Origin of the sequence: Acinetobacter sp. SWBY1 (genome assembly GCF_002946595.1) — a bacterium.
GTDB classification, from domain to species: Bacteria; Pseudomonadota; Gammaproteobacteria; order Pseudomonadales; family Moraxellaceae; genus Acinetobacter; species Acinetobacter towneri.
The window spans coordinates 2247624-2271007 of record NZ_CP026616.1 but is presented as its reverse complement, the minus strand read 5'-3'; the positions used below and the strand labels follow the sequence as shown (position 1 = coordinate 2271007).

Annotated in this window: 22 protein-coding genes; 10 read left to right on the top strand and 12 right to left on the bottom strand. The window is 44.1% G+C overall.

Translation table 11 applies throughout. The features are described 5' to 3' along the window. The first annotated feature begins 36 nt into the window (after positions 1 to 36). The 3 genes from C3Y93_RS10915 to thrC all read left to right on the top strand — a co-directional run bounded on the left by C3Y93_RS10915 (position 37) and on the right by thrC (position 3553). The gene (locus C3Y93_RS10915; protein ID WP_004975709.1) at positions 37 to 852 is read left to right on the top strand and encodes a DsbC family protein; all 816 of its coding nucleotides are present in this window, start codon (positions 37 to 39) and stop codon (positions 850 to 852) included. A gap of 199 nt (positions 853 to 1051) precedes the next feature. After that, on the top strand, positions 1052 to 2356 hold the full coding sequence (locus C3Y93_RS10910) for a homoserine dehydrogenase (RefSeq protein WP_004975708.1): 1305 nt from the start codon (positions 1052 to 1054) through the stop codon (positions 2354 to 2356). Positions 2357 to 2413: 57 nt separating this feature from the next. Continuing rightward, a complete protein-coding gene (thrC, locus tag C3Y93_RS10905) occupies positions 2414 to 3553 on the top strand; it encodes a threonine synthase (RefSeq protein ID WP_104852917.1) in 1140 nt (379 codons plus the stop codon). A gap of 120 nt (positions 3554 to 3673) precedes the next feature. On the opposite strand, the gene C3Y93_RS10900 is transcribed toward thrC, so the two are convergent. Then, complete coding sequence (locus C3Y93_RS10900) at positions 3674 to 4765, bottom strand: serine hydrolase (protein ID WP_131260992.1); 1092 nt, start codon at positions 4763 to 4765, stop codon at positions 3674 to 3676. Positions 4766 to 4980: 215 nt separating this feature from the next. Between C3Y93_RS10900 and C3Y93_RS10895 the strand changes: the two genes are divergently transcribed. From C3Y93_RS10895 to C3Y93_RS10885, 3 genes are all read left to right on the top strand, one after another. Next, complete coding sequence (locus tag C3Y93_RS10895) at positions 4981 to 5616, top strand: response regulator (RefSeq protein ID WP_104852916.1); 636 nt, start codon at positions 4981 to 4983, stop codon at positions 5614 to 5616. Positions 5617 to 5656: 40 nt separating this feature from the next. Then, the gene (locus C3Y93_RS10890; RefSeq protein ID WP_104852915.1) at positions 5657 to 7219 is read left to right on the top strand and encodes a sensor histidine kinase; all 1563 of its coding nucleotides are present in this window, start codon (positions 5657 to 5659) and stop codon (positions 7217 to 7219) included. Positions 7220 to 7288: 69 nt separating this feature from the next. Then, positions 7289 to 8722, top strand: a complete 1434-nt coding sequence (locus C3Y93_RS10885; RefSeq protein WP_104852914.1) for a sigma-54-dependent transcriptional regulator — start codon at positions 7289 to 7291, stop codon at positions 8720 to 8722. A gap of 49 nt (positions 8723 to 8771) precedes the next feature. On the opposite strand, the gene C3Y93_RS10880 is transcribed toward C3Y93_RS10885, so the two are convergent. The 4 genes from C3Y93_RS10880 to lptF form a co-directional block, all read right to left on the bottom strand. Beyond that, positions 8772 to 9935 carry a S41 family peptidase gene (locus tag C3Y93_RS10880; RefSeq protein ID WP_104852913.1) on the bottom strand — a complete coding sequence of 388 codons (1164 nt, stop codon included), beginning with the start codon at positions 9933 to 9935 and terminating at the stop codon, positions 8772 to 8774. A 24-nt stretch (positions 9936 to 9959) separates the two neighbouring features. After that, complete coding sequence (gene gpmI / locus C3Y93_RS10875) at positions 9960 to 11507, bottom strand: 2,3-bisphosphoglycerate-independent phosphoglycerate mutase (RefSeq protein ID WP_104852912.1); 1548 nt, start codon at positions 11505 to 11507, stop codon at positions 9960 to 9962. 145 nt (positions 11508 to 11652) lie between these two features. After that, entirely contained in the window at positions 11653 to 12723 is a 1071-nt protein-coding gene (gene lptG / locus C3Y93_RS10870; RefSeq protein ID WP_004975683.1) for an LPS export ABC transporter permease LptG, read from the bottom strand. A gap of 1 nt (position 12724) precedes the next feature. Next, the gene (gene lptF, locus C3Y93_RS10865) at positions 12725 to 13825 is read right to left on the bottom strand and encodes an LPS export ABC transporter permease LptF (RefSeq protein WP_004975682.1); all 1101 of its coding nucleotides are present in this window, start codon (positions 13823 to 13825) and stop codon (positions 12725 to 12727) included. 158 nt (positions 13826 to 13983) lie between these two features. Between lptF and C3Y93_RS10860 the strand changes: the two genes are divergently transcribed. The 4 genes from C3Y93_RS10860 (at position 13984) to C3Y93_RS10845 (ending at position 16865) form a co-directional block, all read left to right on the top strand. Further along, complete coding sequence (locus C3Y93_RS10860) at positions 13984 to 15432, top strand: leucyl aminopeptidase (protein ID WP_104853278.1); 1449 nt, start codon at positions 13984 to 13986, stop codon at positions 15430 to 15432. After that, the gene (locus C3Y93_RS10855; RefSeq protein ID WP_104852911.1) at positions 15425 to 15832 is read left to right on the top strand and encodes a DNA polymerase III subunit chi; all 408 of its coding nucleotides are present in this window, start codon (positions 15425 to 15427) and stop codon (positions 15830 to 15832) included. The genes C3Y93_RS10860 and C3Y93_RS10855 overlap by 8 nt, the downstream gene beginning before the upstream one ends. Before the next feature lie 48 nt (positions 15833 to 15880). Further along, positions 15881 to 16501, top strand: coding sequence for a hypothetical protein (locus tag C3Y93_RS10850; protein ID WP_004975677.1), 621 nt, complete (start codon positions 15881 to 15883; stop codon positions 16499 to 16501). 145 nt (positions 16502 to 16646) lie between these two features. Continuing rightward, positions 16647 to 16865 carry a hypothetical protein gene (locus C3Y93_RS10845; RefSeq protein WP_096901968.1) on the top strand — a complete coding sequence of 73 codons (219 nt, stop codon included), beginning with the start codon at positions 16647 to 16649 and terminating at the stop codon, positions 16863 to 16865. A 109-nt stretch (positions 16866 to 16974) separates the two neighbouring features. Here C3Y93_RS10845 and C3Y93_RS10840 read toward each other — a convergent pair whose 3' ends face one another. The 7 genes from C3Y93_RS10840 to glnK form a co-directional block, all read right to left on the bottom strand. After that, entirely contained in the window at positions 16975 to 17520 is a 546-nt protein-coding gene (locus C3Y93_RS10840) for a VTT domain-containing protein (RefSeq protein ID WP_004975673.1), read from the bottom strand. Between the two features lie 123 nt (positions 17521 to 17643). Beyond that, positions 17644 to 18303: a riboflavin synthase gene (locus C3Y93_RS10835; RefSeq protein WP_104852910.1), complete on the bottom strand. Its 660-nt coding sequence runs from the start codon at positions 18301 to 18303 to the stop codon at positions 17644 to 17646. A 34-nt stretch (positions 18304 to 18337) separates the two neighbouring features. Next, positions 18338 to 19630 (bottom strand): DNA adenine methylase, encoded by a 1293-nt coding sequence (locus C3Y93_RS10830; protein ID WP_004975669.1) that lies wholly within the window; start codon positions 19628 to 19630, stop codon positions 18338 to 18340. Next, a complete protein-coding gene (gene ribD, locus C3Y93_RS10825; protein WP_104853277.1) occupies positions 19627 to 20730 on the bottom strand; it encodes a bifunctional diaminohydroxyphosphoribosylaminopyrimidine deaminase/5-amino-6-(5-phosphoribosylamino)uracil reductase RibD in 1104 nt (367 codons plus the stop codon). Before ribD ends, C3Y93_RS10830 begins: the two co-directional genes overlap by 4 nt. Positions 20731 to 20769: 39 nt before the next feature. Next, positions 20770 to 21228 carry a transcriptional regulator NrdR gene (gene nrdR / locus C3Y93_RS10820; RefSeq protein WP_096902237.1) on the bottom strand — a complete coding sequence of 153 codons (459 nt, stop codon included), beginning with the start codon at positions 21226 to 21228 and terminating at the stop codon, positions 20770 to 20772. Between the two features lie 139 nt (positions 21229 to 21367). After that, positions 21368 to 22777, bottom strand: coding sequence for an ammonium transporter (locus C3Y93_RS10815; protein ID WP_104852909.1), 1410 nt, complete (start codon positions 22775 to 22777; stop codon positions 21368 to 21370). A 63-nt stretch (positions 22778 to 22840) separates the two neighbouring features. Continuing rightward, positions 22841 to 23179 (bottom strand): P-II family nitrogen regulator, encoded by a 339-nt coding sequence (gene glnK, locus C3Y93_RS10810; protein ID WP_004650081.1) that lies wholly within the window; start codon positions 23177 to 23179, stop codon positions 22841 to 22843. Positions 23180 to 23384: the final 205 nt, after the last annotated feature.

Here is a 23384-nt window from a genome sequence, read left to right as displayed (position 1 = left end):
CGCTCTATTTTTTATGCCAACAAGAAAGGGTTGTTTATGACATTTACCCGCTCGACACTTTTGATTGCCTGTTCACTGGCAAGTGCTTTTGCAATCACCGCATGTTCAAATGCAAACAATGAAGATAAAAAGCAAACCACACTCACCGCCAGTGCGCCTGCAACGGGTGAAGCATCAACCCTAATTGAACGCAATGCACAACAGCGTTTAAGTACAACCTTGCAGCAACATTTTAAAACTGCAGGTATCAACGCCAAAATTACCGACATTAAAGCCACGGAAGTTCCAAATTTATTTTGGGTGAGTCTTGAAGGCATGTCATCGGTCTATGCCACCAGTGATGGCAAATACATTATTCAGGGCGATGTGATCCGTTTAGGTGACAAAGAACTACATAACGTCAGTGAAAACCTGCAAGCAGGCGTGAACAAGAAAATTTTTGCTGAATTAAAACAGGAAGATTTATTGGTATTCCCTGCCAAAGGCAAAACCAAACACGTCATTTATGTATTTACCGATGTCAGCTGTCCATATTGCCATCGTCTACATGAACAAATGGATGAAATGAATGGTAAAGGCATTGAAGTCCGTTACATTGCTTGGCCGCGTGGTGAACAGCACATGCCTGCTATGGAAGCAATTTGGTGTAGCGAAGATCGTCACGCTGCCTTTAATCAGGTCATGAATGGCGCACAAATTGCACCTGCCAACTGTAAAAACCCTGTTCGTGCTCAGTATCAATTGGGCTTAAATATGGGCGTCAATGGCACACCTGCGATTTATAATGCCGAAGGCGTATATTTAGGCGGCTATCTGTCTACCGCTGAATTGATCAAGCGCTTAGACAAATAAAAATAGCGGATCTGTGGATGCTGCATCATCCCAATACACCAAGACGTAGCATCTATGAAGCCAATATAAATAACGATTTTTTATGCGTTATTTTACTTTTTTTTATACTGTGAAGATAAGTGAGATCTGCCCTAGAGTCAGCGCGTTTTTTTAGCTATGATCTAGGCTTGCTTAAAGTTATTAAAATATGGAGTGTGACGTGAAACCAGTTCGTCTGGCAATCCTCGGTCTTGGTACTGTGGGTGGTGGTGCCCTTAAACTATTAAAAGAAAATGCTGCTGAGATTAGACGTCGCACCGGTCGTGAAATTGAAATCACTTATGTGGGAACACGTCGTCCGCGTCCTGACCTAAACTTGCCTGAATCGGTCAAGCAAAGCTCCGACTTGATGGACATTGTCCGTCAACCCGATGTAGACGTGGTGGTTGAAGTGATGGGCGGTATTCACCCTGCTTATGACGTGATCATGGAAGCCATGAAGCACGGCAAACAAGTAGTGACAGCCAACAAAGCCCTACTTGCAGAACACGGCAATGAGCTATTTAAAGCAGCTGAAGACAATGCCGTACAAATTGCCTATGAAGCTGCGGTTGCAGGTGGTATTCCAATTATTAAAGTCATCCGTGAAGGTTTGGCTGCCAACAAAATTGAATGGTTGGCAGGCATCATCAACGGTACAGGCAACTTCATTTTAAGTGAAATGCGTGAAAAAGGTCGTGCATTTGAAGATGTACTGAAAGAAGCGCAAGAGTTAGGCTATGCCGAAGCCGATCCGACTTTTGACGTCGAAGGTATTGATGCTGCACACAAACTGACTATTTTGGCTTCATGTGCATTTGGTATTCCACTACAGTTTGACAAAGTCTTTACCGAAGGTATTGGCAAAGTGACCGCACAAGATGTGAAATATGCCGAAGAACTCGGTTTCCGCATCAAACACTTGGGGATTGCCCGTCGTACCGATAAAGGTATTGAATTGCGTGTTCACCCAACTTTAATTCCTGAAGAAGAATTGATTGCCAATGTTAATGGCGTGAAAAACGCGGTCTTGGTACAAGCCAATGCGGTTGGTCCAACGCTCTATTATGGCGCAGGTGCAGGTGCAGGCCCAACAGCCTCTGCAGTAGTTGCAGATGTCGTTGATATTGTCCGTGACATTTCTTATACCGAAGATGGCGCAGGTACAATTCCGCAATTGGCATTTGAAGCCTTAACCGACTTGCCAATTTTAAGCCGTGAAGAAATGACCACGGGTTACTACATTCGCATTAATGCCGAAGACCAAACTGGCGTACTTGCTGATGTGACCACTATTTTAAGCCGCGCGGGAATCAGTATTGATGCCATCATGCAGCAATCACGCTTGAAAGACCTTATTCCTATCGTGATTCTGACTGACCCAGTCCTAGAATCAAAAATGGATGAAGCGTTACAACAAATTCAAGCATTGCCAACCATTCATGGCGAAATTGTACGAATTCGTTTAGAATCGCTTGATAATTAATCGGGTGAAGGGGAGTATTTCCCCTTGCCAAGCTCTACACACAATTGGAACATCATCATGTCGAATGCCAATCGTTATACTGGTTTAGTTGACCGTTATCGTGACCGTTTACCAGTGTCTGCAACCACACGTGCAATCTCTCTAGGCGAAGGAAACACGCCACTGATTAAGCTTGAGAATATTCCACGCATTATTGGTAAAGATGTTGAAATTTATGTGAAGTATGAAGGCTTAAACCCGACAGGTTCATTTAAAGACCGTGGTATGACCATGGCAGTTACTAAAGCAGTTGAAGAAGGTTCAAAAGCCATTATCTGTGCATCTACAGGTAACACTTCTGCTGCGGCTGCTGCCTATGCTGCACGTGCAGGTATCAAAGCATTCGTTTTAATTCCTGAAGGCAAAATTGCCATGGGTAAAATGGCACAAGCGATGATGTACGGTGCCATCACCATGCAAATTCGCGGTAACTTTGACGATGGTATGCGTCTAGTTAAAGAAGTTGCTGACCAAGCGCCTGTAACTATTGTGAACTCGATCAACCCTTACCGTCTACAAGGTCAAAAGACCATTGCGTATGAAATTGTAGATGAGTTAGGTCGTGCACCAGATTACCACTGCTTACCTGTAGGTAACGCAGGAAACATTACTGCACACTGGATGGGTTATACCGAAGCGGTTGCCAACCAACCTGCCGATCAATTCGAGCAAGTGGTTTATGACGCAGCAACGGACAAATTCACAGGTCCAAACCCTGAAGGTCGCCCAATCATGGTGGGTTATCAAGCATCTGGCGCTGCACCATTCTTACGTGGTGCGCCTGTAGAAAACCCTGAAACTGTTGCAACTGCAATTCGTATTGGTAACCCACAAAGCTGGAATCATGCTAAAGCCGTTGTACGCGATTCAGAAGGTTGGTTTGATGAGCTAACTGATGCTGAAATCTTAGAAGCACAACGCATGCTTTCAATGTATGAAGGCGTATTTGTTGAGCCTGCATCTGCTGCGTCTATTGGTGGTGCAATGCGCGACATCAAAGCAGGTAAAATCAAAGAAGGTTCTGTGATTGTATGTACCGTAACAGGTAACGGTCTGAAAGATCCTGACACTGCAATGAAACAATGTGCAGATGCGGTGATGCTCTCTATTGATGCTACAATGCAACAAGTAAAAGACTCTATCCTTTCAAACATGTAAGTTTTGAATCGTGATCAAAAAAACCTGCATTAGCAGGTTTTTTTGTATTTGGAATCATGCAACTTTAACGGAAGTTGAGTCATACGATTGATAACTCAACGCTCCAAGCTGAATGTGCTCTTAAATACGTTTAGGTAACTGGCTTGCCCAACTCATTAAGCGAGTTGCATCATTGGTACGTGCTTGTGAAGTATCTGCACCCAAAAGCACCACCACTGCAGGACGGTTATTCAAAGTGGTATGCATCACCACACAACGCCCTGCTTCATTGATATAGCCTGTTTTAGACAGATTAATATTCCAACCACCATTACGTACCAGTGCATTGGTATTGTTAGATTTTAAAACACGATAACCCAAGTTAAAGTCATAGGTTGGCGTGGTTGAGAATTGGCGAATCAAACCATATTGCGAAGCGGTACTGACCAAAATACCCAAATCACGCGCAGAAGATACATTACGTGGGTCTAAGCCTGTTGCTTCGGTAAAACGGGTAGAATGCATGCCCAATTCACGCGCTTTAGCATTCATTGCGGCTACAAAGGCATTTTTCCCACCTGGATAAGTACGTGCCAACGCTGCTGCTGCAGGATTTTCAGATTTCATTAATGCAAACAGTAACGCTTCGGCACGGTTTAACTTGTCGCCCACACGCAAAGTTGAGCTTGAGTTTTTACCTGCTGCACCTGCAAAATCAATCGATTGCAAAGTGATTTGTTCAGACATATTCAAACGTGCATCAGAAGTCACCACGGCAGTCATCACCTTGGTCACAGATGCAATAGGTAATGCCACATTGGTATTTTTGCTATACAGCACTTCACCTGTTTGCGCATCCATCACCAAAGCCGCACGTGCATTAACTGATGGTTGGTTGCTATAAGCAGAGGTATCTAAAATACGGACTGTTTTAGGCGCAGTGGAAGCAGGTGCAACACCATTGCTACTACGCACTGTAGTGGTAATTTTCGTTGAACCTGGCGGAGTAGGTTCAGCAACATAGCTCTCTGGCGCAGCCTGAGCGCTCGCACTGGTACTTTCCAGATCACCATTTAAGAATTGATCGGCTTGCTCCGAAGACCAACTTAAGGTCGCCTGACCGTCGCTCCCAGAGGAAGGATTGATGACAAGTTCAGCAAAACTGACAGAACTTAGGCTGAACATCATAGATGCGACCAGCACATGCATGAACGACTTCTTAGAATTTTTCACGACTGCTTACTCAACTCAGGGAGGTAAGATACATTTGCGTATTACCTCAAATATGCCTTACATTTAAAAATACAACAATGAATCGTTTTTGACACCATATTGTGCAGAACTTTTCATTCTAGATTAAGAATAGCATTGCTAATTTTGTCGTTTCATTGCAAGCTAATTTTGCTTTATGTAACAAAAAAGATGATTTTTTCAAAGGGAGAGTGTAGGTGATCACAGTTTTAGTAGTCGACGATCATGAATTGGTACGTACTGGGATTTGCCGTATGCTCGAAGACCATACCGATGTGCAGGTGATTGGACAAGCTGAATCGGGTGAAGAAGCGATTACCTTAGTGCGTCAGCATCATCCCAATGTGGTGTTGTTAGATGTGAACATGCCTGGGATTGGAGGCGTAGAAACCACACGTCGTCTATTGCAAACTGCACCAGACACTAAGGTCTTGGCGGTGAGTGGTTTGGCAGAAGAACCCTACCCTTCTTTATTGCTGAAAGCAGGTGCAAAAGGCTATATCACCAAAGGCGCACCTGTCAGTGAAATGGTACGTGCCATTAAAAAAGTCATGCAGGGCGGTAAATACTTCAGTGCCGACATTGCCGAACAACTGGCAAGTTCATACTTATCTGACACACAACAATCGCCTTTTGATAGTCTTTCAGAACGTGAAATGCAAGTGGCGATGATGGTGGTGAATTGTATTAGCGCACAGGAAATTGCCGATAAGTTGTTTGTCAGTGTAAAAACCGTAAATACCTATCGTTACCGTATTTTTGAAAAATTAAATATTGATAGTGATGTCAAACTGACTCACCTTGCCATTCGTTATGGACTGATTAAACCCTAAATTTTCAACGCTGTTGATGCACAAATAAGACCTTTACGATATGCCAGATTTAAAACAACATTCTGAGTTAAATCAGTATCATCTTGGCATGTGGTATGGTACTTACCGACTGCTGATTGCCTTTTGTTTGCTGCTGATTACCCTACTCACCTTTCAGCAGCTTGGCACACAATATCAGCACCCGGGTTTATATCTATACACCTTGGTCTGCTATTTTATTTTTAGCTGCCTGCAACTGATCAGCTATAAATATATTCCTTTTAAAAGCACGCAACAACTGACCCTGTTTTTTGCAGTCGATATTATCGCGCTCAGTAGCCTGACTTTTGCCAGCGATGGCCCTAATTTATATTTAAGTCTGCTGTTTGCGATCACGATTTTTGCAGCATCACTCTTGCTGCAAAATCGTAAAGCCTTAGCCATTACCCTCATCGCGATGATTATGGTGATTTACCAACACTTTGTTGGGAGTTTGCTGGACTTTTCATCGCTAAATAATATTGGTCAAAGTGCGCTATTGGCATTTTTATTTTGGGTGGTTTATGGCAGTGGACGTATTGCAGTACGGCGTTTCCAAATTTTAGAAAATCTAAATTTTTCGCAATCTTTGGAATTAAACCGCCTACAAAATATCAACCGTTATATTTTAGAACAAACCGAAATGGGCTATTTGGTTTTAGATGAAAATTGCTATGTCGTCCTCAGCAACCCTGCAGCCTGTCATCTGTTGGGGATTCATCCTAAATATGCGCACGCGACCTATCCATTGTATAAAATTCAGCCCGATTTATTTGATCTGTTCAAATTTGATCAATTGCAAGATGGAGAAAAATTTCAATTCGAGTCGCAACTGAGTCATTTTCATGTGCATATTCAGGTACAAAAACTCAAAGTGCCACATCAAACGCTGACTTTATTGGCGCTGCAGGATGGACGTAAAATCAATCAGCAAGTCCAGCAACTCAAATTAGCCGCCTTAGGACAACTCTCTGCCAGTATTGCGCACGAAATTCGCAACCCGTTGGCAGCCATTGTACAAGCCAACAATTTATTTACAGGCAGTGATGCTGCACAGCAACAATTGCTGTCGGACATGATCAGCAAACAAGCGACACGGATTGATAAGATTATTCACGACACGCTGAGTATGGTCAAAAATAAACAAACCACGCCTGTCGCGATTCAGCTCAATCAATTTTTGCCACAATTCATTCAGGAAGATTTACCTGATGCAGCGAGTCAAATTCAGCTTACACTGACCGAACCACTGAGCATCCAGTTTGATGAATCACAGTTTCGCCAAGTGCTGATTAACCTGATTCGTAACGCCATTCGACACAATGCTGCACAGCAGCCCATTGAGATTACGGTCTACCCGCAAACAACTTATATTTATATTGATGTGCGGGATTTTGGTGCAGGTGTCGCCAGTCAAGATCTCCTCTATCTGTTCCAGCCATTTTTCAGTACCGAAATCAATGGAACTGGTTTAGGATTGTATCTATCGCATAGTTTTTGCGAGGCGAATCAAGCCAAGCTGAGCTATGTAGAACAAGAACAAGGCGCATGTTTCAGGATGAAATGTCTACGTGCCATTGAATAAACGCGATTGATATTGGATCAATCTTGTTGCTGTGGTTTTGATTTAATTTTGTGTGGTTTTGGGGAAAATATGCACGCTGTTCAACCTTTGGTTTTATTGGTCGATGACGAAGAAGACCTTTGTACCCTCATGCAGATGACTTTGGCACGTATGGGGATTCAAACCCATGTCGCGTATCGTTTGGTGCAAGCCAAGCAGTTATTGGCAGAACATCAGTACGATGCTTGCTTAACCGACTTAAACCTGCCCGATGGCAATGGCTTGCAACTGGTTGAATGGATTTCCGAACAATATCCGAATGTGCCTGTTGCCGTATTGACCGCTTACGGCAATATGGATATTGCGATTGCTGCTTTAAAAGCAGGTGCATTTGACTTTGTCAGCAAGCCTGTCAATCAAATACATTTACAGCAACTCCTTGAAAAAGCACTGAATAAACCTTTCGACACCACCGATCATCACAGCCAAGATCAGCTTGAATATAAAATGTTGATTGGGCAATCTTTGCCTATTCAGCAATTACGCAGCACCATCAAAAAAATTGCGCGCTCGCAAGCGCCTGTGTTTATTACAGGCGAATCAGGTACGGGAAAGGAAGTTGTCGCCAATTTGGCTCACCGCTTAAGCAACCGCAACGAAGGACCATTTATTGCAATTAACTGCGGCGCGATTCCCACCGATCTCATGGAAAGCGAGCTATTTGGACACAAAAAAGGTAGCTTTACAGGAGCGACTCAAGACAAACAAGGTCTGATTCAATCTGCACATGGTGGCAGCTTATTTTTAGATGAAATTGCCGAACTGCCACTGAGCATGCAAGTCAAACTGCTGCGTGCCGTTCAGGAAAAGCGCATCCGTCCTGTGGGTTCAGATAGTGAAATTGATGTCGATTTTCGAGTGATCAGCGCCAGTCATCAGGACTTAGAAAGTTTGGTTCAGCAAGGACGTTTCCGTCAGGATTTATTCTTCCGAATTCACGTGATGGATTTGGTCTTGCCTGCCCTGCGTGAACGTGGACAAGATATTCTATTATTGGCAGACCACTTCATTCAAAAAGTTGCACAAGAATGGGATATTCCTGCCAAACAACTGACGCCACGCGCCCAGCAATTTTTATTAGAGCAATACTATCCGGGCAATGTGCGTGAATTACGCAATATAATTGAACGTGCCATTACCCTGAGTGATGAGGATGTTATTGATCTCAAACACTTACAAACTGCACCCTTACGCCAATTCAGCATAAGCAATATAGCAACCGCTGAACCGCAACCCGCAGCAGAAACACCACAGCAGATCGTGACAGATGTATTGCTGACAGGACGCAAACTGCCTGAAGAAGGTTTAGAAGCCTACTTGGAAAAAGTAGAAAAAGACATTTTACTGAATGCGCTGCACCTGACCCACTGGAACCGTACGTTGGCAGCAAAAAAATTGGGCATGTCTTTCCGTTCTTTGCGCTATCGTCTGAAAAAGTTTGGATTAGATACTGAAGATGAGTAAACGCTAAACAATGAAGACTGTCTAAAAATACGTGTTACTCAGATGAGACTTAACGGCGGCTCAGCAGTAAATCTGCCACATGCTCAAGATAAGCCTCTTCTTTCATTTCAGGACTTTGAATATATTGCTGATTCGGCTGAATCCCAACCCCTTCAATCATTTGCTCGCGTGGGGTGTAATAATGCGAAACCGTCATTTGTAAGGCAGCACCATCGCTAAGTGGGAACAGTTTTTGCACCACCCCCTTGCCATAACTTTTTTCGCCCATCACCCAAGCGCGTGAATGGTCTTTTAAAGCACCGGTAAAGACTTCTGCCGCAGATGCAGAGCGATGATTAATCAGTACTCCGACTTTTAAATTTTGAAATTCAAAGCTAGGTAACGCCTGAAATTGTTGATCGCCTTCAGAACGACTTTTGGTCGATACAATCACACCCTGATTTAAAAATAAATCGGCAGATTCCACCGCAGCAGACAGTAAGCCTCCTGGGTTATTACGCAGATCAATCAATACGGCTTTTAAGCGTGGCGTGCTATGTTCTTCAATTAAGCGTTTAATTTCATTGGCGGTGTCTTGCTGAAACACACGTACTTTTAACAACAAGACCTGATTAGAAAGCATCTGCGCCTGAATATCGGTTTCTACTTTTTTGTTGCGTACCAACATAATTTCAGGCTGATTGGCTGCATGTTGTACGCTTACAGTCGATCCCACTGAGCCTGTGAGCAGGTTATTGACCTGATCTGCACTCAGCTTTTTCAGTTCTTGGTTATCAATTTTAAATAGGCTGTCGCCATTCTTCAGCCCTTGTTTAGCCGAGTCGGCATTGGCACTTAAATTTTGAATGACCCAATGTTGCTGGGCAGCGTCATAGCGCAAAGTAAAATCAACCGAGGCCAAGTCGCCTTCGGTATATTGTAAAAGTTGTTTATATTCTTCAGCAGTTAAATAGCGTGAATAACGATCTAAACCGCTCACCAAGCCACGAATGGCTTGCTGAAACAAGGCATCATCACTTTTTTCAGTCACATAGTTGTCTTTGACAATGCCATAGATTTGTACAAATTCCTGTATCGACTCTACAGGCACATCGACATAGTCCTGTTGTAGTGTAGGGCCATCTAACTCCAAATCTGGTGCAGCCCAAACACTCGAATGACTGGCACACAACACGCTTGCCAACACAACCGCATAAATTTTGTGAGCCGTCATTCCATCATCTACCTGTATCGAGGGTTATGCCTGTAAGCGAATTAAGTTGCGACCTTGCATATCTGCTGGCACTGGCAATTGCATCAAATTCAATAAAGTTGGTGCAACATCTGCCAACACACCACCTTCCAAAATGGTGGCCTGAGTTGGGCCTACATAAATGAATGGCACTAATTCAGTGGTGTGCTGAGTATGTACCTGACCACTGTCATAGTCTTGCATTTGCTCGACGTTACCATGATCAGCTGTAATAATCATGTGACCTTGTTTCGCCATCACCGCTTCATAAACGCGACCTAAGCAGGTATCTACCGCTTCAACTGCTTTGACAGCTGCATCAAACACACCAGTATGACCGACCATATCGCCATTGGCATAGTTCACCACCAACAAGTCATATTCACCTGAGTTAATGGCTGCAACCAGTTCATCAGTCACTTCATAAGCGCTCATTTCAGGTTTTAAGTCATAGGTTGCTACATTTGGCGATGGGATCAGGATGCGTTTTTCACCCGGATATTCATCTTCACGGCCACCACTAAAGAAGAACGTCACGTGTGCGTATTTTTCAGTTTCAGCAATACGCAATTGCGTTTTGCCCAAGTCTGATAAATATTCACCAATGGAGTTTTTCAAATCTTCTGGCATGTACGCCACTGGTGCAGCAATGCTGGCTTGATAACGGGTTAGCATCACAAATTTAGACAATTGCGGCACAACTTTACGTTCAAAACCAGCAAAGTCTTGTTCCACAAAAGCTTTGGTCAATTCACGCGCACGGTCAGCACGGAAGTTCATAAACACCACGCTGTCGCCATCTTGAATTTTGGCAATTTCACCAATACGGGTGGCTTTCACAAACTCATCACTTTCCTCTGCCGCATAAGCCGCTGCCAAGCCTTCTACCGCGGTTGCCGCAGTACGTACTGCCTCACCTTCGGTAAGTAAACGATAGGCTTGTTCTACACGATCCCAACGGTTGTCACGATCCATCGCATAGTAACGACCAATCAGGCTGGCAATACGACCTTGATTTGGATATTGTGCAAATAATGCGTCCAATTTTTCCAAAGAAGGCTGCGCGCTTTTGGGTGGCGTATCACGGCCATCTAAAAAGGCATGTAGATAAACTTTTGCACCACGTTTTAATGCCAATTCTGCCATCGCCACGATATGATCTTCATGCGAATGCACACCGCCTTCAGACAATAAACCAAGCAGATGCACTGCACCGTTGGCTGCTTTGGCTTTTTCTACCGCATCGACCAACACTTCATGTTCAAAGAAAGCGCCTGTACGAATGTCTTTGGTAATACGGGTAAAGTCTTGGTACAACACACGTCCTGCACCCAAGTTCATGTGACCAACTTCAGAGTTACCCATTTGACCATCTGGCAAGCCCACATCTTCACCTGAACCAGAGATCAAACCATGCGGATGCTTTTCCTGCATAGCAGTCAAATTTGGTCGTTTCGCTGCTAAAAACGCGTTGTCTTCGACCGCTTCGCGATGACCCACACCATCCATAATCACCAATACGTGAGGGATTTTGCCAGCAGTTGCATCCGCCATAATCAATACTCTTTTTCGTCTACAAATTAATCATGCTATCTTAACGAATTTTGCGTCAAGACTCTATGTTCAGAAGATGGTTTCCGCCACTGATTCAGATAGGTTTACCCAATCATACGGAAAAAGCAGCAGCATCGGCCCGCACTTAACGCGCACGATGCAGTAAGTAACCGCCGATGACAAACATCAGAATAATAGGAATAAATACGAACCACGCAGGCGATGGTGCATAGACCAAGCTGGCATAGCCCAAGAAATCCTGTAAATAAAAGAAGGTTAAGCCGACAAATAAAGCAATCACCAAACGGAAACCCATAGATTGCTGACGTAACGGCCCAAAAATAAAGGAGCAAGCAATCACCACCAAAGCAATCAGCGCAAAGGGTGCACCAAGTTTTTGCCAGAACGCCAGTTGGTAGGTTTTGGGTACTTGGCTGTATTCATGCATATAACTCATGAAACTGACCAATTGACTTGGGGATAAATCTTCAGGGTCGATGGTGACCATGTGCACATATTTCGGTTGCAATGCTAAAGCCAAAGCCTGTTCGCTGTTTTTAGCTAAAGTCGCGTTGCCCGCCTGCAAAATATCCATCTGTTCAGTTTGATTGAGCAACCAACTACCGTCTTTAACAAACTGTCCCTGATCTGCAGACAATGTACCACGCAAGCGATAGTTATCATCAAAATCGACCACTTGTACATTTTTGAGCTGCCCTTGGGCATTGGCGTAGTCAATATAAATAAAACGATTGCCTTCGCGCGACCAATAGCCACGAACTTCACCCAGCTCAGCGACGCTACGGTGACTTTTAACACTTTTGGCTTGTTCATTGGTGTATGGAATCACCCATTCACTGAGCACAAAAGACAGCAGTACCAATACCATGGCGGAACGAATCACCCATCCCACAATACGCCACAGGCTAATCCCTGCAGAACGCATCACAATCAATTCGCTGTTGGATGCCAACGTACCCAAGCCTAACACTGCGCCAATCAAGGCAGAAATCGGCAAAATTTCATAGAGATAATTTGGCGCACCCCACAATACATACAGCAATGCCTGCCATGCACTATAGTTTTCATTGAGTGAACCCAATTCGCCTAAATAGGTAAACAACACCTGCAAACCAGACAAAATTGCCGTTGCACCAAACATAGCCAGTGCAGTGGTCTTGGTGACGTGTTTTGCAACTATACGACGTGCCAACATCTTAAGACCTCACTCGCTGAATTTGCTGCTTAATTTTAGGTGCTAGTTTTTGTTTACGTGAGAACAAGGCTGCCGCAATCGCATAAGCCAACAACACCAACGGATAAGCAATCATGCCCATTTCTTGTTTGCTGATACGGGTTTTAACCGCCATGAGCGCCACAATCAAACTGGCGAAAATTAACAAGGCAGGAAACAGTTTTAAATAACGCCCCTGACGCGGACTAACTTCTGACAATGCCACGGCTAAAAACAACGCCACCACAATCGCAAAAGGCACAAAAATACGCCATCCCAGTTCACTTGCGACCACAGGGTCTGCACGGTTTTTCCAAAGTTGCGAGGTGGTTAAGGCTTCTACTTCGGCACTTTCAAATTTAGCTTCTTTGTCATTCTCTAAACGTAAACGATAACTTTGGAATTCTGCCTGTGAATATTTGGCTGTGCCCGGAAATATTTCATAACGACGCCCTTCGACCAAATCCACCACATTGGCAGGATCATTTTCCAGCTCTACCCGTGTCGCTTCTTTTGCCAGAATCATGACATCAGGACGACCTGCTTTTTCTGCACGTTGATAAAAGAAAATATCTTTCAGGTTTTTACGATCTTCGGACAGATCGCCTGCGTAAATGGTATATGGCCCTGAAGAAATAAATTCTTTGGGTCGCACCAAATCAAAACCTGTGCGTACTGCCTGACTGGTGGTCAATGCTTCAAACTGACGCAGTCCCCACGGTGATGCCCACAGCATTAAAAAGCCTTGGACAATTAGAAATACCAGCGTCATTGGCACCAATAAACGTGCCAATTGATGCCGACTCACGCCACTGCTGTTGAGCACTGCCATTTCATGGTCGACATATAAACGACCAAATACCAGCATCAAACCAATAAAGAAACCCAAAGGTAAGATCAGCGTCAAAAATTCAGGCAAGCGATAGCCAATGATGCTGAATAAAATACTCGCATCCAAACGCCCTTGTGCCGCCACGCCAAAATACTTGATCAAGCGACCACCCATCATGATCAAAGTCAGTAAGGCAATCACAACCAAGGATGTCGACACAACTTGCTTGACCAAATAACGCCGAATAATCAAATTATTTCTTCCAAAATGTGAGGGAATCCAATTCGCGTTAGTTTACCTGAATGTTGAAAATATAAAACCTATCGCCTTGTTATACATTGAAACTCGACGCATAAAAATGTTTCAATGGTTGCATAGTTTGCACATTTAGATAGGCATAAAATCCAGTGATTAAATTTAGCTTAAGTCCCGCATTCCAAGAACACAGCGCGAGTGAATCTTTGTCAATTTTAGTGGCTGCAGAACAGGTGCCACAGGCAACTGCTGCTTATCAAATCAAGGATTTAGACAGCATTATTCAAGCGACACAATTTAAAGCAGGCTTTAATGAAAGTTTAAGTTTGGTGGCTAGCGTTGCTGAATGCGCCAATAGCAACCTGATCGGTTTGGGTAAAACCGAAGAATTACCAGCCGCAAAGCTGGCAAAAATTGCACAAAGCATTATCAAATCTTCACAAAAAAAATTTAAACAGATCAGCATTGACTTGTCTGCCCTGCCTAGCGAGCTGCATTATGTATTTGCACTCAGCCTGACCCAAGCAGCCTATGCTTTTGATGAATACAAAAGCAAAAAGAATGAGTTTCAGCTTGAACAAATCCATTTCATTGCCAATAACAGCCCACTCAGCGCAGATCAACTTCAATTGATTGAAGCCATGCAATCGGGGCAAAACATGGCACGCGACTTGGGCAACCGTCCGGGCAACATTTGTTTCCCTGAATATTTGGCAGAACAAGCCCAAGCACTTGCGGCAGAATATCCAGACCTACTCAAAGTCACCATTTTAGATGAAGCAGAAATAGCGGAATTGGGCATGGGTGCTTTCCTTGCAGTCAGTCAGGGTTCAGACCGTCCAGGACGCATCATTAGCCTCGAATACCAAGCACAGCGTGATGAAGCACCTGTGGTATTGGTTGGTAAAGGCATCACTTTTGATACAGGCGGCATTTCACTCAAACCTGGCTTAGGGATGGATGAAATGAAATTTGATATGTGTGGTTCTGCTTCAGTCTTAGGCACCATGCGCGCGCTATGTGAAGCACGTTTACCTATCCATGTGGTCGGTACGATTGCTGCAGCAGAAAACATGCCATCAGGCAAAGCTACTCGCCCGGGTGATATTGTGACCAGTATGAGCGGTCAAACCATCGAAATTTTAAATACCGATGCCGAAGGTCGTTTGGTGCTGTGCGATACCCTAACCTATGTGAAACGCTTCAACCCTGCTTTGGTGATTGATATTGCGACTTTAACAGGCGCTTGCGTGGTTGCACTCGGTTCGGTACTGACAGGCATGTTTACCCCAGATGATGAGCTTGCGGCGGAATTAGATGCTGCGGGACTCACCGCATTTGACCGTGTATGGCGTATGCCCGTGATTGACGATTACCAAGAACAACTGGATTCACCATTTGCCGATATTGGCAATATTGGTGGTCCTAAAGCAGGTTCAGTTACCGCAGCGTGCTTCTTGCAACGCTTTACTCGTGACTACCGCTGGGCACACTTAGATATTGCAGGCACTGCATGGAATTCAGGCAGCAATAAAGGCGCAACAGGTCGTCCTGTACCGTTATTGATGCAGTTCCTCGCACAACGTGCAGGCAATAATGGCTAAAGTCAGCTTTTATTTGTTTGAAAAAAGTCCTGAACGGCAAGTGGAAAGCACTTGCCGTTTATGCCGCAAAATACTGCGGCAGCAGGCGCGCATTTGGTTGCATTGCCCTGACCCAGAGTTACAGCAAACATTGGATGAGCGTCTGTGGAGTTTTGATGCCAGCAGTTTTATTCCGCATGGCATTAACCAAACACAGGCCAGCGTATGTATTTCTGCCGAATTACCGCAGCAATCGGACTGGATTGTGTTTAATTTTAACAGTCAGGCACTTGAAGCCTATGCAAAATTTAGTCACATTATTGAGATTATTGAAAATCACGAAGCAGCTAAAGTGCTTGGACGTGAAAAATTTAAACAATATCGACGTTTGGGCATAGAACCACAGACGTTTAAGCTTTAATTTTAAAACGTTTTTTTAAAAATACTGCTCAAAATAAGGAGAGATGCGGTGACTTTAAATGTCGGCTCAGATTTTAAACAGCGCTGGTTAACCGCGCCTCAGGCTGTGCGCCAGACATTTATGGATGATCTGCATCGAATTTGTGAGGTCTTGCAACCTGAAACGCAATTACACAACTGGATTGCAGAAGATCAGCGCGCTCAGCAACAATCACAGGAAAAAATTGAACAAGCCTATGCTGACCTGAAAGCACGTTTGATTGAAGAAGCACGGCAACGTCGCCAATTGGCACTCGAACTCAAATTAGAACAGCAACGTGCAGAACAAGCCGCTTATGCTGCACAGCTACAGCAAGATGAAGCGCAACGCTTTGCAGAACAAACTCAAGCACTTGAGTTGATGCGTCAAAGTCTGGATCAGGAAATTTCAAACTATACTGCACGTTATGAGCAAAATCCTGAATTACCTGCAGTGACTTTTAATCAAGCCGCAACTGCGGTAAGTGATGATCAAATTGTTTCTGAACTTGAAAGTGTACGTTTGCGTTTAGAGCTAGAAGCCGAAACTCAAATTGAGCAGGCGGTAACGATCTTTCGTGCGCGACTACATGCTGCAGCCCAAGAAGAAATTGACTATATCTTAAAAAATTCAAATTTTTCTAAAGAATAATTTTACTTTTTATCCCCAATTAGCCCAAAGTCTTAAACCCAATGTCATCAAAATGAAATAATTTTGTCACATGATAATCATCCAGAAAAAGTTGAATTCTCAACTTTTATCTCCTTTAAATGACTTTTGTAATCATGGGTTTCAAATGGATATCTTGACGAAAATTTCAGGCAAAATCGACCATCTTAATGCGGGCGAACAGTGGAGTATTCGTGCTCAGGATTTATGGATCAGTCGTGCAGATTTCCAATCATTAAGCATGTACTTGTCTAAAGAAGCGGAAAAGGGTGAGTTTTCAATTCAAAGTAACGATACTTTTAGCCCGCGCTTGGGTGGCACAGAATTAATTGTCACCAAACACTAAAACTGAACAATATCAAAAGTCCACACGGTGGGCTTTTTTTGTGGCCATCAATCCACTTTTTTAGTTATCGCGGTGGATTTAGAAGAAGAAAATAGAAAAAATGAGGAATTTAAATCCAATCACCCAACCAAGACAAAATATTACCCAAGCCATAACCTATTGCCATTAAAGAAAAAATCCATACGGCAGCACCCACCACATTATAAAAACTAAAGGTCGCCAAAGGCATGTGCCCTGACCCTGCAGCAAATGGTGCAAATGAGCGTACAAACGGTATAAAACGCGCCATTAAAATAGTTTTGCCACCATGTTTCATAAAATAATGGTTGGTTTTGACAATATATTCAGGTTTGAAATAACGTGAATGTTGATGAAAATACTTCACCCCTAGAATTCGTCCAGTGTAATAGTTGACGCTATATCCCAAGACTGCCGCGACAAAAAGCAAAATCCCCATATAGTGCAAATGCACCACATCGGTGGTGGAACACAAGGCACCAATTGCGATCAGCAAACTATCGCCTGGTAAAAAGAACATGAACACAGAACCTGTTTCTGCAAAAATAATCAGAAACAAAATGGCATAGATCCACAGACCATAATTATCGAGTAATAATGGCAGCCAGTGTTCCAAATTCATTAAAAAATCAATCATCTACATTAAACCAAAGGGGTGTTTATGATAAAAAAAACATCTTTATCTTTTTAATTATCCCTAAAAACAAAAAAACAGTCTAATTTTTCAATCAGACTGTTTAAATTTCATTCGGCTCTGTGCTTATTTTAAAAAGCCATTTTCAGCCAAGAATTCCATGCTAATTTTAGATTGCTGCGTAGTTTCTGCAGCTTTATCACCCAAGAGCAAACGCTCAATATAACGCGCCAAGACATCCACTTCTAAATTGACCTTGCTGCCAACTTTCCATGTGCCAATATTGGTACGCTCTGCCGTGTGTGGAATTAAATTCAGACTGATAACACTGCCGCGTAAATGGTTAATGGTCAGGCTGATGCCATCGACGGTCACCGAACCTTTTTCTGCCAAATATTTGGCAATTTCTGCAGGTGCAGTCACTTCATAGTAAATTGAACGTGCATCTTCACGTACCAGCGTAATTTCACCGACTGCATCAACATGGCCACTTACGATATGTCCACCAAAACGTGTGGTCGGCAACATGGCTTTTTCGACATTGACAGGCTGACCCACTTTCCATGTGCCTAAAGTGGTACGGTTCAAACTTTCACGGGACACATCTGCGGCATACCAATTGTCGCCCCACTCGATCACAGTCAGGCAAATACCATTGGTGGCAATTGAATCCCCCAAATGCACATCCGACATATCCAAATCGGTCTGAATACGCAAACGTACATCACCGCCCACACTTTGCAGGCTTTCTACTTTACCTAAACTTTCAATAATGCCTGTAAACATAATCTTTTCTCTCATTCACTGAGGATTTGTGGATTTACCACAACGCCAATTGGGTACTCACACCTGAGGTATCTACACCACCCAATTCTGCAAAATGGTAAAGTTGCCCTAACAACTGGCGAATAGGTGGGCCTGACTTGGCATGCGTATCGGTAATCACAATAAATTCCAGCACGCGCGCACGCTCGGACTGACGCTGTTTACTCACGCGATAACGCGGAACATCTTGCGTCAATAACGTCACTCGACCGCGTTTTAAATTGGCTTGCAACAAGTCTGTGGCACTAATATTACCATCGGTAGAATAACTGGTCAGAATAAAACGTGCATTAATGGTGTCCAATAAGGTTTCATACGCCTCTTTGGCGTACTTAGATGAGTTGTATGGACTTGGACGTTCTTTGCGCCATGCACGGTCAATACCACTTTTAAAGCCTTTGGTGTCTGGGGTTGGTAAATCGACCTGATCCCACAAGGTTAAGGCATTTAAGACATGATAGTTACTGCTATAAGCATGTTGATTATACGGTGGGTCTAAATAAGCCACATCCACCTCAAAACCACTCATTTGATTGGCAAGATGCTGTGCATCGACACACCACATTTCTGCAGCAGGTTTATTTGGTTCACCAATGTCACAAAAACGACTTGGAGTGAGCCACAATAATGATTCAATTCGTTCGAGTGCAGTTTGGGTTTTGCCGCCCCAGCCGTGGTGGAAGCTTTTAAACACCCCGCTGGTATTGCTGACAAAACTGGCAGAGTACAACAACGGCGCCAACAATGCCGACATCTCGACATCATCAATGGCACCCTGCGCTTGCCACGTGGCAATTTGCTGACGAATCGCATCTATGCGCATGCCGTTACGACGTTTAAAGAATAAACGGTCACGACTTGGGTCATAAATTTCGTCATTGCGCGGGCACAAGTTATGCGTCACCCAGCCTTTGACTTCAGGCAAACGGTTCAAATAATCAATGGCTTTTTGATAGCCACCTAATTCTTTAAACGCAGGTGCTTCAGTGCAGGCCAAAATCGCATGGTTTAAGGCATGGCTGTACGGTTCCCAGTCATTGGCAATCACCCGATAACCATTTTGGCGCGCCAAACGTGATACCACTCCTGAACCTGCAAAAAAATCGGCAAAAATTGGCGCACGACCATTTTTAGGATGCAGCGTTCCTGTCTGTTCAAGTGCTTCTAAAATCAGATGCAGTAAACGGCGTTTATTGCCCAAATAAGGCACTAACTGATGGAATAAGTATTCATCAGTGGTGCGTGCCGCATGGCGACGTTTGTGATAAACCGTTGACTCTGAACTCATAGTGTCTCTTGAGAAGGAATTAACCTAAGGCGCACGTCATCACCCAATTGAGTGACATCGCAAAGTTTAAATCGAAGTTGCTCTGCCATCTGTTCAAATTCTGCATTAAACATGGCACGAGCCGAGCGCCCTAACAATGTAGGTGCCACATAGCTGATCACTTCATCGACCCAACCTTCCTGTAAGAAAGCGGTCGATAAGGTTGCTCCCGCTTCAACCAATACATCATAAATTTGATGTTGCTGTACCAATTGGGCAAGTAAGGTGGCTAAAGGTTGCGATTCCAATTGTAACACGCCCAAAGCAGCCAACTCTGCACGATACGGTCCCATCACCATCACCGTTTCAGGCTGCTGCAAAATTTGTGCGCTCAAAGGCAAACGACCTTGGCGATCTAAAATAATCCGTTTAGGTTGTACTACGCTGTGGATGTCATCTACACCCTCTAAATGGCGTACATTAAGCAGACAGTCATCGGCCAGTACCGTGTCGATCCCCGTTAATACTGCAGCAGAAATTGCCCGCCAATGCTGCACATCGGCACGGGCAGCCGTGCCTGTGATCCACTTGGACTCACCTGAAGCCATTGCCGTGCGACCATCCAAACTCGAAGCTACTTTTAAACGCACATAGGGCACGCCCGTAGCCATGGCTTTTAAAAAGCCTAAATTTAACTGACGCGCTTCGGCTTCTGCCACACCGACATCAACCTGAATACCCGCATCTTTTAAAATTTGAACACCTTTACCTGCCACCAATGGATTTGGGTCTGGACAAGCCACAACCACTTTGGCCACGCCTGCATCGACCAAGGCTTTGGCACATGGTGGTGTGCGCCCATAGTGTGCACAAGGTTCCAAAGTCACATAAGCAGTTGCACCCTGCGCTTGTTCAGCGGCCTGACGCAAAGCAAAGACTTCGGCATGTGGCTGTCCTGCACGAGGATGGAAACCTTCGCCCAATAATTGGGCATCTTTAACAATAACGCAGCCCACGTTCGGATTTGGCTTGGTGCTGTATTGCCCCAAACGTGCCAGTTCAATGGCACGACGCATCCAAAAAAGATCATCAGGTTGCGCGTCAGTATTGAGTTCAGTCATGGATGATGGATGCTGTGGAATAGATGCTGGCATTGCGCTTTATTGCTCACGCGACTGCATTTGTTCAATTTGGCGACGGAATGCTTCGACATCCTGAAAGTCTTGATACACCGAGGCAAAACGTACATAAGCAACATGATCCAATGCAAATAAAGCCTGCATAACAACCTCACCAATGGTACGTGATTTCACATCACGCTCTCCCAAACGGCGAATTTGCAGTTGGATGTCACTGAGTACCGTTTCAATTTGCTCTTGGGTCACGGGACGTTTTTGCAAAGCATGCATTAACGAACGACGTAACTTGGCTTCATCGAAAGGCTCACTTTTACCATCGGATTTAATCACCCGTGGCATAACCACTTCATAACTTTCAAAGGTGGTAAAGCGTTCACCACAGCCAATACACTCACGACGTCGGCGAATTTGGCAGCCTTCTGCCGCCAAACGTGAGTCAATCACTTTACTGTCTGCAGTGTTGCAAAATGGACAATGCATAGCGGTTTAATTGCACAAATTTGAATGAAAATGCAGTGTAGCAAAAATTCCAAACTTTGTAGAGTTTTACGCAACATATAGAAAAAAAACAGCCCCGAAGGGCTGTTTTACACAATATATTGATTATGTACTGTCTAGATTATTCTACACGTTCACCATGTTGGCTTAAGTCGAGTCCCATACGCTCATCTTCTGCAGCCACACGAATACCAATGGTTAGATCAATTACTTTTAAGATGATGAAAGTCAGTACAGCAGAGTAAGCAATGGTCGCTAACACACCTTCAACTTGCACCCAAAGTTGGCTCATCAAGTTGCTTGGTGCAGCATCGCCCATAATAAACTCGCTGGCAAAGAAGGCTGTTAAAATTGCACCAACAATACCACCTACACCATGTAGTCCAAAGGCATCTAGAGAGTCATCAGCTTTCAGGGCGCGTTTTAAGGCAGTAATACCCCAGAAACATACCACACCACCAATTAAACCCATCGCTAATGCACCACCAACAGTCACAAAACCTGCTGCTGGAGTAATCACCACCAAACCTGCTACAGCACCCGATGCAGCACCTAATACAGAACCTTTACCACGTACCAGTTTTTCTGCTACAAGCCATGCAATTGCTGCGGCTGCGGCTGCCACTTGAGTCACAACTAAGGCATAACCCGCTGCACCATTGGCACCTAAAGCAGAACCACCGTTGAAACCAAACCAGCCCACCCAGAGTAAACTTGCACCCAGTACAGTCAAAGTCAGGTTGTGCGGAGCCATAGATTCACGGCCCAAGCCTATACGTTTGCCCAACATGTATGCAGCAACTAAACCTGCAACACCCGAGTTAATATGAACAACAGTACCACCAGCAAAGTCGAGAGCACCATCATTGCCTAACCAACCACCACCCCATACCCAGTGGGTAATTGGTGCGTAGACCACGACCACCCAAATCGCGATAAAGGCAACAAAGGCACCAAACTTCATTCGTTCTGCAATTGAACCACTGATAATTGCCACAGTAATGATGGCAAAGGTCATTTGAAATATCACAAATAGAATTTCAGGAATACTGCCACTGAGCGCATCGGTACCAATGCCTGCCAGCATGACTTTGTCTAGACCACCAATAAAGGCATTACCTTCACCAAAAGCCAAACTATAGCCCACTGCCACCCAGGCAATACTGACCACGGCTGCTGCTACAAAGCTATAAGCCATAGTATTGAGTACGTTTTTCTTGCGTACCATACCGCCATAAAATAGTGCCAAACCAGGAATGGTCATGAGTAAAACTAAAGCAGTCGAAACTAAAATCCAAGCGGTATCGCCTGTATCTAATACAGCTTCAGGTTCAGCAGCTTCGGGCGTGCTGACTTCTGCTACAGCTGCAACTTCTGTTGCATTTGTTGTTTCGATAGGAGATGTTTCGGCAGTTTCAAGCACTGCAACATCTGAAGTTGGTGCGGTGGCTGTTACGGCTTCTTCAGCCCAAGCAACAGAACCACCAAGAAGTGCGCCTGATAGACTCAGCGCGAGTAGCATTTTTTTCATTTGTGTCCCCCGACCTTTGTTTTTGTGAGTTATTAGGTACTCAGCAAACTTCGTGCCATTTTCTTAAACAGCGTCTGCACCCGTTTCACCTGTACGAATACGGATGACTTGTTCGAGGTTAGTCACAAAGATTTTGCCATCACCAATCTTGCCTGTACTAGCAACACGAGTGATTGACTCAATCACCGAATCCACCATTTCATCGCTAATTGCGATTTCAATTTTAACTTTAGGCAAAAAGTCAACGACGTATTCAGCGCCACGATAAAGTTCGGTATGACCTTTTTGGCGACCGAAGCCTTTGACTTCTGTTACGGTGATCCCTTGAACACCAATTTCAGATAATGCTTCACGCACATCATCTAATTTAAAGGGTTTTACAATTGCAGTTACGAGCTTCATGTGTGTTTTCCTTCGGCTTAATTCACCAGTAAGGTTTTATGTTCAAATTCCATGCCAAAGTTCTAAGGTCGGGGGAAATTAGAAACCGTGACATGAGTTTTCTTTATACCTTATTTTATACATTTATATGGTTGTGATCTTCAAAAAATAGACATATTTACTAGAAGATTTACGATTTTACTCATCGAATAAATCCATATTTCGT